The sequence below is a fragment of the Micromonospora sp. NPDC006766 genome (assembly GCF_040636055.1).
In the GTDB taxonomy this organism is placed as follows: domain Bacteria; phylum Actinomycetota; class Actinomycetes; order Mycobacteriales; family Micromonosporaceae; genus Micromonospora.
The window spans coordinates 147,430-159,917 of sequence record NZ_JBEYIX010000003.1; the positions used below are offsets into that span (position 1 = coordinate 147,430).

Below are 12,488 nucleotides of genomic sequence, written 5' to 3' on the forward strand. Positions count from 1 at the left end.
GCGACGGTAAGAGCCTAGTATCTCGCCGGGGAGGAGGTCGATCGTGCTCCGACAGCAAGACGTGGGCCACCGGATCGTGGTCCGCCGAATTGTGGGTATTCGCGAAGGCCGGCCGCTCTTCTCCGACGCCCTCGGCGAGCTGGTCGAGCTCAGCGAGACCCACATCACGATGGCCACCGACCGGGGCCGGCTACGGGTCCCGGTCGATGAGGTGCACCGGGCGAAGCGCGTGCCGCCGGCCCGCCGGCCGACCGCCGTCGCGGTGGCCGCCCTGGAGCTGGCCGCCGACGAGGCGTGGCCCGCCCCGGTCCGCGGCCGGCTCGGCGACTGGCTGCTGCGCAGCGCGGCCGGCTGGACCGGCCGGGCGAACTCGGCGCTGCCGGTCGGCGACCCGGACCGTCCGCTGCCCGACGCGCTGGACGCGGTGCAGCGCTGGTACGCCGACCACGGGCAGCCGGCCCTGGTGAACACGCCGCTGCCGCTGGCCACCCCGATCGGCGCCGAACTGGACGCGCGGGGCTGGGCCGCCCGGCCGCCGGTGCTGGTGCAGACCGCCGCGCTCGCCGCGCTGACCGCGTCGCTGGCGGGACCGGCCGCGCCGCCACCCGCCGGCAGCGACCCCGCCCTGCCCCCGGTTGAGCTGACCGCCGCGCCGACGGACGACTGGTTCGCCGCCGTCGCCGGGCGCAAGGGCGATCTGCCGGACGCCGCCCGACACGTGCTCACCGCCGTGCACCGGATCCGCTTCGCCCACGTGTACGCCGACGGTCGGCTGGTCGCCCTCGGCCGGGGCACGGTCACCGGCGAGCGGCGGTGGCTCGGCCTGACCCTGATCGAGGTGCTGCCCGAGGCGCGCCGACAGGGGCTGGCCAGCAGGGTGATCCGGGCGCTGGCCGACTGGGGTGCGGCGGAGGGCGCCACCCATGCCTTCCTCCAGGTCGAGCAGCGCAACGCCCCCGCCGTGGCCCTCTATCGGAAGCTCGGCTTCACCACCCACCACACCTACCTGACCCGGGTCGCCCCGGCCTGAACCACGGCCACGCCGACGGCTTGGTGTCAGCGGCGGACGACCTTGCGCGGCTTGGCGGCCTTCAGCTCAGCGAACCGCTTGAGCTGCTGGGACCGGTGATCCCGGCCGAGCGCGGTGAGGGTCAGGTAGCCCACCAGCACGCCCGCCCCGGTGGCCGCCAGGTAGAGCCAGATCTGGGCGAAGAACAGCCCGGCGCCCCCGCCGAACGGGTTCTCGCCGACCAGCAGCGGACCGACGAACACGGTCAGCGCCAGCGCCACCCCGACCGCTGCCGCCAGGTCGCCGATCAGGCGGCTCGCTGGCCGGTCGGTGCCCCAGCGGAAGGCCAGCACGGCGAGCACCAGCCCGATCACCACGAACATCGCCAGGGAGACGCGGTCGTTGGCGGTATCGTTGTCCGGGAAGCCGAGCTTGATCACCAGCCGGGCTACCACGTTCACCACGAACAGCGCCGCCGCCAGCACGCCTGCGGCACCCCACCGCTCCTTCATCGCACGTCTCCCGCCATCACCGTCCGCCCCGGCGGCGGACTCCCTGGCAGGAATATCTACCACCGCGACCTGTGCGTCGTCAGCACCGTCGCTCCCCCGGATTCTCCTGCACGCACACCCTGCACACACCCTGCGCGCGCCCGGCCACCTCGACCCGGAGCAGCCACCGCTGACCGACTACGCTCCGCAACAAGCGTCGTCAATCACTCAACGTGAGCAAGCCCATCGCCGCCGGCGGGACTCCGGAGGCAACTTTGCTCTGCAGCCACGGACGCAACACCTTGCTGAACTGGACATTCGCCGACAGCACGGTTGCACGCCAATCCGGCCAGGATCACGATCGGTTACTGCTGCGCCAATGGCTGCAGAGCAAAGTCGCCGACTACCTGCCGGCTCACCCGGACCCTTCGCCACCGAGCGTTACGGTCGGCAAGTCGCCCACCAGGGCGCGGGCACCCCGGCTCAGGAGGTGGTGGGTGGCACCACGAGTTGACGGAAACCCAGCACCGCGAAGGTGACCGCGCCGGCCACGATCATCCCCAGGCCGATCACGTTGTCGCCGGTGAGCACGAGGTCGCCCTCGGTGGTCTTGACGGAACCCGCAACGACCACTGCGAACCAGACCAGGGCGGGCAGCGCCACCGCCCAGCGGGTGCCGACGACGGTGTGCGCGAACCAGCCCACCAGGACCGTCAGCGCCACCACCGCGGCGATGGCACCCACCGCCAGCGAGGTGCCGACCGTCCCCTTGGTCAGGCCGCCGGGCTGGCCCTTGACCACTTCCCAGGCCCAGGTGGCGAAGATCAGTTCCAGCACCGCGGCGAGCAGGCCCGCCCAGATCGCCACGACGCCGCCGGCGATCCGCAGGGCAACGCCCGCCAGGGGCCGCGCCGACCTCGCGGGCGGCTCGGTGGACGGCGGCTCGGCGGCGACCGGCATCGGCACGGCCGGCAGCGTCACCGCGCGCCGACCGCGGCGACCGGGGACCGGTCCGGTCCGTCCAGCGGCAGCCCGGCGAAGAGGTCGTCCTCCCAGCCGTACGGGCCGCTGCCCGGACCCTGCTCGCCGACCGCCAGGGTGAAATATTCCACGCCCATGAACCCGGTGCCGAAGTTGCCGGCAATCGAGTAGAGCCAGGACGTGGGCGGGATCTGGGTGGCGTGCGCCCGCATCGCCGCCTCCTTCGCGGCGTGCTGGTCGGTGGCGTCGATCCGCGCGGCGATCTCCGGGTCGGGCGTGCCGAACGGCAGGTCGTCGACGCTGTCGACGCCGGCGAACGGGTTGTCCGAGGACTCGGTGAACGCGTTCAAACCGGCCTCCAGCACGCTGCGCGGGATCGCCGTCCAGTAGACCTTCGCCGGGGCGATCCCCTCGGCGGTGGCCAACTCGTGTGCGCGCATCGCCACTCGATGTGCCTGGATGTGGTCGGGGTGGCCGTAGAAGCCGTTGGCGTCGTACGTGATCATGACCTGCGGGCGGACCTCGCGCATGATCGCCACCAGGTGCCCGGCGGCCTCGTCGAGGTCGGCCCGCCAGAAGGCCCGGGGGTGCTCGTTGGTGGCCAGGCCCATCATGCCGGAGTCCCGGTAGCGGCCCGCGCCGCCGAGGAAGCGGTGGTCGGTGACGCCGAGCGCGGCGCAGGCGGCGGCCAACTCGCCGATCCGGTAACCGCCGAGCTGGTCGGCCTCGGCCGCGGCGAGCTGGGCCAGCTCCGGTACGTGGATCTCGCCCTCCTCGCCGAGCGTGCAGGTCACCAGGGTGACGTGGGCGCCGGTGGCGGCGTAGTGCGCCACCGTCGAGCCGGTGCCGATGGACTCGTCATCGGGGTGCGCGTGGACCAGCAGCAGGCGTCGGTCGGGCAGCGTCGTCACGAGCGTCACTCTATCCGGCGGTCCTGCCCCGGCGAGGCTTACGCGTCCGCGTAGGTCGGCCACATCACGCCCGGCCCGGTCTTACGATCCGAGTTGTGGACTTTCCCGAGCTGGCCGCCCGTACCCGTCGGTTCAGCCACGGGGCGCCGCGCGCCGTCTCCGTCGCGGACGACGGGTCCCGGGTGATCTTCCTGCGCTCATCGGGACCGGAGGACCCGGCCGACGCGCTCTGGCTGCTCGACGTCACGTCCGGCGAGGAGCGACTGGTCGCCGACCCGGCGGTGCTGCTCGGCTCCGACGGCGAGCCCCCCGCCCTGGCACCCGGCGAACGGGCGCTGCGCGAGCGGCTGCGGCTCACCGCCGGCGGCATCGGCTCCTACGCGCTCGACGGAGCCGGCCGGGTGGCCGCGTTCGCGCTGGCCGGTCGGCTGTTCCGGGCCGACCTGGTGCACGGCGACGTGGTCGAGGTGGCCGCCGTCGGCCCGGTGATCGATCCACGCCCCGATCCCACCGGCGAGCGGTTGGCCTACGTCACCGACGCGGCCGAGGGGGTACGCCGGGGCCAGCTGCGGGTGGTCGAACCGGACGGCGCCGACAACCTGCTCGCCGGCGAGGACAGCGGGGTGACCTGGGGGCTCGCCGAGCACATCGCGGCCGAGGAGTTCGGCCGGTACCGCGGCTACTGGTGGGCCCCGGACGGGCGGACGGTGCTGGCCGCCCGGGTGGACGAGTCCCGGTTGCCGCACTGGCACCTGCACGACCCGGCCGACCCGGCGAGCCCGCCGACGACCGTCGCGTACCCCCAGGCGGGTGGGGCGAACGCGGAGGTCAGCCTGCACCTGCTCGACCTCGACGGCGGCTGGGTCGACGTGCACTGGGACCGCGAGACCTACCCGTACCTGACCTCGGTCGGCTGGGCCGACGGCGGGCCGCTGATCACCGTGCTACGCCGATCGCAGCAGCACGGCCTGGTGCTCGCGGTGGACCCGCGGACCGGCGAGACGCAGGTGCACGCCGAGCTGGCCGACCCGCGCTGGGTGGAGCCGATCCCCGGCACCCCGGCACATCTGCCCGACGGCCGGGTGCTGGTCGGCGGCGAACTGGCCCACGACGGGTACGACGCCCGCTGCCTGTTCGCCGACGGCACCCTGCTCACCCCACCCTCGCTCTACGTACGCCGGGTGGTGGGGCGGCTGCCGGGCGGCGGGAGCACCCCGGCGGACCTCCTGGTGGAGGCGAGCGACGGCGAGCCGAGCCAGCGTCACCTCTACCGGGTCCGCACGGTGATCGGCGGTGGGGTGGACGCCCGCCGGATGGGCAGCGACCCGGGCTGGCACACCGCCGCGATCGGCGGCGCCACGCTGGTGGTCGGGGCCGCCTCGCTGGAGCACCCGGGCACCAGTTGGGCGGTGTGGCACGGCGACCGGGAGGTGGCGAAGCTGCGCTCGCTGGCCGCGATCCCGCCGTACGCGCCGCGGCCGACCATGGTGCGGGTGACCGACCGGCGGCTGCCGAGCGCCGTGCTCTATCCGTCAGAGCACGTCAAGGGGACGAAGCTGCCGGTGCTGCTGGACGTCTACGGCGGCCCGGGTCATCAGGAGGTGATCGCCGCACGGGCGGCCTGGCTGGAGCGGCAGTGGTGGGCCGAGCAGGGCTTCGCGGTGGTGACCATCGACAACCGGGGCACCCCGGGCGTCGCCCCGTCGTTCGAGAAGGCGATTCACCGGCGGGTGGCCGACGTGATCCTGACCGATCAGGTGGACGCGCTGACCGCGCTCGCCGGCAAGCACCCGGACCTGGACCTGGCCCGGGTGGCGGTACGGGGGTGGTCGTTCGGCGGCTGGCTGGCCGGGCTGGCGGTGCTGCGCCACCCGGAGCTGTTCCGGTGCGCGATCGTCGGCGCCCCGGTCACCGACTGGACGCTGTACGACACCGCGTACAGCGAGCGCTATCTGGGGCTGCCCGACGACGGGATGGACGTTTACGCCCACCACTCGCTGGTCGAGCTGGCCGCCGAGCCGGTCGGCGACCCGGCACAGGCCCGGCCGATGCTGCTGGTGCACGGCCTGGTCGACGACAACGTGGTGGCCGCGCACACGCTGCGCCTCTCGGCGGCGCTGTTGGCCGCCGGCCGGCCGCACGCGGTGCTGCCGCTGACCGGCGCCTCCCACCTGGCCGCCGGCGGCGTCGCCGAGCAGCTGCTACGCCTGGAGCTGGACTTCCTCCGCCGCCACCTCGGCTGAGCCGGGGTACGCAGAAGGGCCCCTTCCGCCAGCCGACAAGAAGGGACCCTTCCCTCACCTCAGGTCACTTGAGGTAGGCGTTGTACAGCACTTCCACGCCGATGTTGTCGGAGACGAAGACCCCACCGACCTTCGCGCCCAGCAGCACCATGTGCTTGTTCTGGAAGATCGGGGCGACCGGGTAGTACTTCTCCTCAATCATCCTGTCGATCTTGGCCCAGGCCGGTCCCGCATCGCCCGCCGGCATCGCCGAAGCCTTGTCGATCTCAGCGTTGACGTCGTCGGCGTTGAAGTACGACACGTTGGAGTTGCCCTGCGGGCCGAGCTTGCGGCCGTCGTACAGCACCGGGATGGTCGAGGCGCCGCTCGGCCAGTCCGCGCCCCAGTTCGAGATGTAGATGTCGTACTGGTTGCCGCGGGTACGGGCGATCGGGTTGTGCTGCGCCCGCTCCACGAACTGGACGACGACCTCGAAGCCGGCCTTCTCCAGGCTCTCCTTGACCACCGGGGCGGTCTGCTGGCCGAACTCGCTGTTGCGGGACATGAAGACCAGCTTGACCTTCTGGCCGCCGAGCAGTTCCTTGGCCTTCTCCGGGTCACCGGTTGGGCCGCAGCCGGTCGGGTCCGGGTAGTCGGCCCAGCCGATCGTGGTGTTGGCCATCAGCGTGTTGGTCAGCCGGCCGGCCGCGTCGCCGCCCTGGGTCAGCAGGATGCCCTGCTTGTCCAGCGCGCAGCCGATCGCCTGGCGCACCTTGATGTCCTTGATCCGCTCGTTGTTGATGCTCAACACGTAGACGAACGGACCAGCCACGTGGTCAAGCCGGTCCTTGATCGCCTGGTCGCCGTTCAGCACCTGGTTGACCAGCGACTGCGGCACGCCGTCCCAGGCGATCGCTGCGGCGTCGTCGCCGGAACCGGCCAGCACCCGCTCGGTCTGCGCGGTGGCGTTCGGGCCCATCTCGACGACCACGCCGTCGAGGTAGTCGTGCCGCAGCGGGTCGGTCTTCGCGTCCCAGTTCGGGTTGCGCTCCAGGACCAGCCGGGTGTCCTTCACGTACTCCTTGATCTTGTACGGGCCGGAGGAGAAGATCCGACGGTCGTACTCGGTCTTGGTGTCCTTGGCCTGGGGCACCGGTGCCGAGGTCGGCAGCGCCAGCGCGAACGGCAGGTCGCAGTGCGGGTTCTTGAAGGCGAACTTCAGGCCGTAGTCACCGTCGACCGTCAGACCGGGCACGTTGGTGTTGCCCGAGGTGTAGGGCCCCTTGTAGTCGGCGTTGTAGCTGGGGTTGTCGGCCAGCCACTCCTGAACGTAGGTCGCGCCGCCGTCGATGCTCTCCTCGAACGACCGGGCGATGCCGTACGCGACGTCAGCCGCCTTGACCTCGGTGCCGTCCTCGTACTTCACCCCCTTCTTCAGGGTGAATTCCCAGGTCTTGCAGTCGCCGTTGACGTCCTTGCCGGGCGTCTCGGCGAGGTCGCCGACGAGGGTCAGCTTGCCCTTGCCGTCCTCGCGGAACTGGGTGAGCGTGCGCACCAGCAGGTGCTCCGTCGCCATCGCCTGCACGGTGTACGTCCGCTGCGGGTCCAGGTGCTCGTAGTCGGTCTCGAGCATCAGCTTGAGCGTGCCACCCCGCTTGGCCCCCGGCACCTCGGGCGCCGGACCCTGCGAGTCCTTCGGGTCGGTCGCGATCGCGCTGGTCTGCTGCTGGACCTTCTCGTCATCCGAGCCACCGTCGCCGGTGTTCTTCGAGCAGCCACCGAGAGCGGCTGCCGCAAGCATGCAAGCGATGCCGGTGGCGGCCACCGCACGTCTTGGTCGCATCAGGTCGTCCCTCCGTTCCAAGAATGAAGGTATCCTCCGCCTTCATCCTGTTACCTGGATATTTCTTTCGGATAACGGATGGCGTCCGGCTCCTCCCGGAACCCGGGAACACCCGCCGCTTCGAACCGGCTAGCCCAGTCGCACCCGTGGATCGATCACCGCGTAGAGCGCGTCGACAATGACGTTGGCCGTCACGATGAAGACCGCTGACAACAGCACCGTGGCCATCACCAGCGGCATGTCGAGATTCAGCGCCGCGTTGAGCGAGGCCTTGCCCAGCCCGGTGAACCCGAAGATCGTCTCGGTGATCACCGTGCCGGCGAGGTAGACACCCAGGTCCAGGCCGGCGATGGTGATGATCGGGGTGATCGCCGCGCGCAACGCGTGCCGGCCGTACACCTTCAGCTTGGGCAACCCCTTAGCCCGGGCGGTACGAACAAAATCCTCGGAGAGCGTCTCCAACATCTGCGCCCGGGACAGCCGCGCGTAGATGGCCGAGTTGAGAAATCCAAGGGCGAACCACGGCAACACCAGCGCCTCGGCCCACTTCAACGGATTCTCGGTGATCGGGGTGTATCGCGGATAGCTCAGTAAGCCACCCTCGTACACGAAGATGATCAGCAGCAGCGGCCCGAAGAGCAGGATGGAGACGGAGGCGCCGACCAGCGACGTGCCGACCGCCAGCCGGTCGAACACGGTGCCCTGACGCAGTGCCGAGATCATCCCGATGGAGACGCCCAGCACCAGCCAGACCACTGCCGCCCCGGACACGATGCTGAGGGTGACCGGCAGGGTTCTGCCGATGATCTCCAAAACCGGCTCGTCATTACGGAACGAATAGCCCAGACACGGCGCCGGACACTTTCGTGCCGCCTCACCCTCGCCGAAGGTCCGTCCGGCGACGATGCCCTTCATGTAGTCGGTGTACTGCGTGACGATCGGCTTGTCCAGTCCCATCCGGCGGGCAATTATCTGCTGCTGTTCGGGACTGCACGTCTTGCGGTTACCGCACATCAGCTCGGCCGGATTGTTGGGCACCGCGAAGAACAGCCCGAACGTGAGAACACTGACCGTGATAAGTGTGCTCACCGCCAGCAGCAGCTTTTTGATGGCGAAACGAAGCATCGTCCAGGCCGCCTATCGGGTCGACTTCGGATCGAGCGCGTCGCGCAACGAGTCACCGAAGAGGTTGAACGAAAGCACCAGCAGGAAGAGCGCGATTCCGCCGGTGAGGGTGAACGCCGGATCACCGCGGACGTACGGGATGCTGTCCGAGATCAGCCGGCCCAGGTCTGGCGTGGGTTCCACGATGCCGATGCCCAGGAAGGAGAGCGCCGCCTCGGCGGTGATCAGGGACGGCACGTTGAGTGAGAAGACGACCAGGATCGGCGCCCAGAGGTTGGGCAACAGCTGCCGGAAGAGCACATGCCCCAGGCCGGCGCCGGACGCCCGGGCCGCCTCGACGAACTCTCGCTCCCGCAGCGACAGCACCTGGCCGCGCACCAGGCGTGCGGTGTAGGTCCAGTTGAAGAGGGCGAAGATGAGCACCAGCAGCAGCGGCCTGAACCACGCCGCCTCCTGATCCCGTGGGCCGTAGAACTGGGCCGCCGCGATCGGCACGAACGCGAAACAGAAGATGTAGAACGGAAACGCCAGCGTGAGATCGATGAACCAGGTGATCGCCGCGTCGACCTTGCCGCCCAGGTAGCCGGCGAGGATGCCGATCAGGACCCCCAGCGTGATGGTGAGCAGCGCCGCGACGAAGGCGACCATCAGCGAGGTACGCAGACCGTAGACCAGCTGGATGAAGATGTCCCGGCCCAACCGGGGCTGCACCCCCAACCAGTGGTCCGGGCTCATCCCGCCGGCGTAGCCCAGCGGGTTTCCGTTGCGGTCGAGCAACTGGGTGAACCGCTCCAGCGGCCCCTTGCCGTAGAGCCATTCCACCAGGGGCGCGGCGGCGGCGAGCAGGATGAAGAAGATCAGCCCACCACCGCTGATCATGGCCGTTCGGTCCCGCTTCAGTCGGAACCAGGCGAGCTGCCCGGGCGACCGGCCGACAAACTGCTTCGCCGTCTCCGCAAGCACCGGCTCCGTGGGCGCCGCCGCGATGTCGAGACCGGTGCCGATGCGTTGCTCACTCACCGCAGCTCTCCCTTCTCCGGGAAGTGGCAGGCCGTCCACTGCCCGCCACCGTCCCCGGGCACGAGCGTCGGTTCCTCGGCGGCGCAGATGTCCTCCGCCTTCCAACAGCGGGTGCGGAACCGGCAGCCCGACGGCGGGTTCAGCGGGGTGGGCACGTCGCCGGTCAACCGGATGCGACCACCGGGCCCGAGCTTCGTCACGTCGGGGATCGCCGACAGCAGCGCCCGGGTGTACGGGTGCTGCGGGCGCTCGTAGATGTCCGCCCGGTCGCCAATCTCAACGATCTTGCCGAGGTACATGACGGCGACCCGGTGACAGAAGTGGCGTACCACGGCCAGGTCGTGGGCGATGAACACGAACGCCAGGTCGAGGTCGCGTTGCAGCTCGCGCAGCAGGTTGACGACCTGGGCCTGAATGGAGACGTCCAACGCGGAGACGGGTTCGTCGGCGACGATGAGTTTCGGCCGCAGCGCGAGGGCGCGGGCGATGCCGATGCGTTGGCGTTGCCCGCCGGAGAACTCGTGCGGGTAGCGGTTGTAGTGCTCCGGATTCAACCCGACCAGTTCGAGAAGCTCCTGGACGCGTTTCTTGACACCGCCGGGTGGGTTGATCCCGTTGACCTGCAGGGGCATGGCCACGATCCGGCCGACGGTGTGGCGGGGGTTCAGCGAGGCGTACGGGTCCTGGAAGATGATCTGCAGGTCCTGCCGCAACAGCCGCAGCTGCCGACGGCGGGCATGGGTGATGTCCCGCCCGGCGAACTCGATCGTCCCGGCGGTGGGTTCCAGCAGGCGTACCAGCATCCGGCCGGTGGTGGTCTTGCCGCACCCGGACTCCCCGACCAGGCCCAACGTCTCACCGGGGCGCACCTCGAAGTCCAGCCCGTCGACCGCCCGCACGGCGCCCTTGGCCCGGAAACCGTCCCGTACCGGGAAGTGCTTGGTCAGCCCGCGCACCGCGAGCAGTGGTTCGGTCATCGGGCGACTCCCACCTGGGCGATGTCCTGCCGGTAGAGCCGGGTGCGTTCCTCGGCGGGCAGGTGACAGGCGACCAGGTGGCCCGCATTCCCGGCCGACCGCAGCTCGGGCACCACCGTGCGGGAACGGTCGCCGTTGCGGCCGGCATACCGGCAGCGCGGGTGGAACGCGCACCCCGACGGCAAGTTGATCAACGACGGCGGGTTGCCTCGGATCGGCACCAGGTCCGCGTCCGCGTCGCCGTGCAACGACGGCACGCTCGACAACAACCCCCAGGTGTACGGATGCTGCGGCGCACGCAGCACCTGTGCCACGCTGCCGCGCTCGACCGCCCGGCCCCCGTACATCACCAACACGTCATCGGCCACCTGGGACACCACCCCCAGGTCATGCGTGATCAGGATGATCGCCGACCGGAACTCCGCCTGCAGGTCGGCGAGGAGATCCAGGATCTGCGCCTGCACCGTCACGTCCAGCGCGGTCGTCGGCTCGTCGGCGATCAGCAGGTCCGGGTCGTTCACCAGGGCCATCGCGATCATCGCCCGCTGCCGCATCCCGCCGGAGAACTCGTGCGGATACTGGTCGAACCGCTTCTCCGGCTGCGGAATCCCCACCCGGCCCAGCATGTCCACCGCCCGCTGCCGGGCCTCCCGCTTTCCCGCGCTCGGGTGGTGCACCCGGTACGCCTCGGCGATCTGCCGACCGACCGTGTAGTACGGATGCAACGCCGACAGCGGATCCTGAAAGATCATCGCCATGTCCCGGCCGCGCAGCCGCCGTATCTCCTCCTCCGGCAGCCCGACCAGCTGACGGCCGCCCACCCGGATCTCACCGGTGATCGTGGCCCGCTTCGCGTTGTGCAGACCCAGGATCGCCAGCGACGTCACGCTCTTGCCCGAGCCCGACTCGCCGACGATGCCCAGCGTGCGGTCCCGCTCCACGGAGAACGACACCCCGTCCACCGCCCGGACCACACCGTCCTCGGTGTCGAAGCGCACCCGTAGGTCATTCACCCGCAGATAGGGATCCTCACCGGAGCGTTGCTCCGGGACTTCGGGGCGGTCCGGTTCCCCGGACGGCGCCGACTCCGACCTGCCCACGACCGCCTCCCTCTTCAGTAAATGAAGGGAACTTACAGCAAATCCTTGGAGGCGAAAATAAGCTACGAATCGTGGGATGTCAGTGGGCCGAGCGTAACGAGTGGGTTTCGAGATTGGCCAGCCCATCGACTGGAGACTCCCGGTAACAGCTCGATGTCTCCGTGTCGGGATCGCACGGCGAGTGCGACGATGGCCGGGATGCTCAGGTGAAGATGCGTGCCGGCATGAGGTGGAGGTGACATGACCGCGGCGGTGTTCGACCACGACGGACCGTGGACCGAAGAGGAGTACCTCGCCCTCGGCGAGACGCAGCAACGCGTCGAACTCTTCGACTGGAGCCTCTACGTGACCCCTGGACCGACCCCGCTGCACCAGAATATTTCCGGTGAACTCCGCGCCGCGCTCCGCAAGCCGGTGCGTGAGGCCGGCCTGCGGGTGCTCGAAGCGGTGAACGTCCGCCTGCGGCCAGGCCGGATCCCGATTCCCGATCTGGTCATCACCAGTGACATCGATCTTCAGGTGCTCGTCATCGACGCCCGTGATGTCCACCTGGCTTGCGAGATCATCTCGCCGAGCAACGCGGCCACCGACAAGGTGCTCAAGATGCACTACTACGCCGCTGCCGGGATTGAGTGGTACCTCCTGATCGAGCAGGAGACCCTGACCATGTTCCTCTACCAACGTCAGGGTGGGCACTATGTCGAGCGGTCCATCACAAAGGCGGGAGAGGTGCTGGAGTTGACCGAGCCCGTCCGCGCCACGATCCGGCCGGAGGATCTCGTCTCCTGACAGATGTCGGCGCGCTCGCC

At 69.9% G+C, this 12,488-nt stretch carries 11 protein-coding genes; 3 read left to right on the forward strand and 8 right to left on the reverse strand.

Annotated elements, in window-relative coordinates:
* Positions 1-43 precede the first annotated feature (43 nt).
* Entirely contained in the window at positions 44-1,030 is a 987-nt protein-coding gene (locus ABZ671_RS06285; protein WP_357852117.1) for a GNAT family N-acetyltransferase, read from the forward strand.
* 26 nt (positions 1,031-1,056) lie between these two features.
* Here the strand turns inward: ABZ671_RS06285 and ABZ671_RS06290 are convergent, their stop codons facing one another.
* The 3 genes from ABZ671_RS06290 to mshB all read right to left on the reverse strand — a co-directional run bounded on the left by ABZ671_RS06290 (position 1,057) and on the right by mshB (position 3,401).
* Positions 1,057-1,521, reverse strand: coding sequence for a hypothetical protein (locus ABZ671_RS06290; protein ID WP_357852120.1), 465 nt, complete (start codon positions 1,519-1,521; stop codon positions 1,057-1,059).
* 462 nt (positions 1,522-1,983) lie between these two features.
* Positions 1,984-2,481, reverse strand: coding sequence for a hypothetical protein (locus tag ABZ671_RS06295; RefSeq protein WP_357852123.1), 498 nt, complete (start codon positions 2,479-2,481; stop codon positions 1,984-1,986).
* Complete coding sequence (gene mshB / locus ABZ671_RS06300) at positions 2,478-3,401, reverse strand: N-acetyl-1-D-myo-inositol-2-amino-2-deoxy-alpha-D-glucopyranoside deacetylase (RefSeq protein WP_357852126.1); 924 nt, start codon at positions 3,399-3,401, stop codon at positions 2,478-2,480. The genes ABZ671_RS06295 and mshB overlap by 4 nt, the downstream gene beginning before the upstream one ends.
* Before the next feature lie 86 nt (positions 3,402-3,487).
* Here mshB and ABZ671_RS06305 point away from each other — a divergent pair, with 86 nt between their 5' ends.
* On the forward strand, positions 3,488-5,635 hold the full coding sequence (locus ABZ671_RS06305; protein ID WP_357852129.1) for a prolyl oligopeptidase family serine peptidase: 2,148 nt from the start codon (positions 3,488-3,490) through the stop codon (positions 5,633-5,635).
* A gap of 64 nt (positions 5,636-5,699) precedes the next feature.
* Here ABZ671_RS06305 and ABZ671_RS06310 read toward each other — a convergent pair whose 3' ends face one another.
* The 5 genes from ABZ671_RS06310 to ABZ671_RS06330 all read right to left on the reverse strand — a co-directional run bounded on the left by ABZ671_RS06310 (position 5,700) and on the right by ABZ671_RS06330 (position 11,679).
* Positions 5,700-7,457 (reverse strand): ABC transporter substrate-binding protein, encoded by a 1,758-nt coding sequence (locus ABZ671_RS06310; RefSeq protein WP_357852132.1) that lies wholly within the window; start codon positions 7,455-7,457, stop codon positions 5,700-5,702.
* A gap of 129 nt (positions 7,458-7,586) precedes the next feature.
* Positions 7,587-8,582, reverse strand: coding sequence for an ABC transporter permease (locus ABZ671_RS06315; protein ID WP_357852135.1), 996 nt, complete (start codon positions 8,580-8,582; stop codon positions 7,587-7,589).
* A 12-nt stretch (positions 8,583-8,594) separates the two neighbouring features.
* Entirely contained in the window at positions 8,595-9,602 is a 1,008-nt protein-coding gene (locus ABZ671_RS06320) for an ABC transporter permease (RefSeq protein WP_357852138.1), read from the reverse strand.
* Positions 9,599-10,579, reverse strand: coding sequence for a dipeptide ABC transporter ATP-binding protein (locus tag ABZ671_RS06325; protein ID WP_357852141.1), 981 nt, complete (start codon positions 10,577-10,579; stop codon positions 9,599-9,601). Before ABZ671_RS06325 ends, ABZ671_RS06320 begins: the two co-directional genes overlap by 4 nt.
* Entirely contained in the window at positions 10,576-11,679 is a 1,104-nt protein-coding gene (locus tag ABZ671_RS06330) for an ABC transporter ATP-binding protein (protein ID WP_357852144.1), read from the reverse strand. Before ABZ671_RS06330 ends, ABZ671_RS06325 begins: the two co-directional genes overlap by 4 nt.
* A gap of 240 nt (positions 11,680-11,919) precedes the next feature.
* On the opposite strand from ABZ671_RS06330, the gene ABZ671_RS06335 reads away from it, so the two are divergent.
* Positions 11,920-12,468 carry a Uma2 family endonuclease gene (locus ABZ671_RS06335; RefSeq protein WP_357852147.1) on the forward strand — a complete coding sequence of 183 codons (549 nt, stop codon included), beginning with the start codon at positions 11,920-11,922 and terminating at the stop codon, positions 12,466-12,468.
* The last annotated feature ends 20 nt before the right edge of the window (positions 12,469-12,488 follow it).

Excerpts from the sequence above, each read along its gene's own strand:
- ABZ671_RS06290 (WP_357852120.1), bottom strand. The coding sequence starts at position 1,521 with ATGAAGGAGCGGTGGGGTGCCGCAGGCGTGCTGGCGGCGGCGCTGTTC.
- ABZ671_RS06310 (WP_357852132.1), bottom strand. The coding sequence starts at position 7,457 with ATGCGACCAAGACGTGCGGTGGCCGCCACCGGCATCGCTTGCATGCTT.
- ABZ671_RS06315 (WP_357852135.1), bottom strand. The coding sequence starts at position 8,582 with ATGCTTCGTTTCGCCATCAAAAAGCTGCTGCTGGCGGTGAGCACACTT.
- ABZ671_RS06325 (WP_357852141.1), bottom strand. The coding sequence starts at position 10,579 with ATGACCGAACCACTGCTCGCGGTGCGCGGGCTGACCAAGCACTTCCCG.
- ABZ671_RS06335 (WP_357852147.1), top strand. The coding sequence starts at position 11,920 with ATGACCGCGGCGGTGTTCGACCACGACGGACCGTGGACCGAAGAGGAG.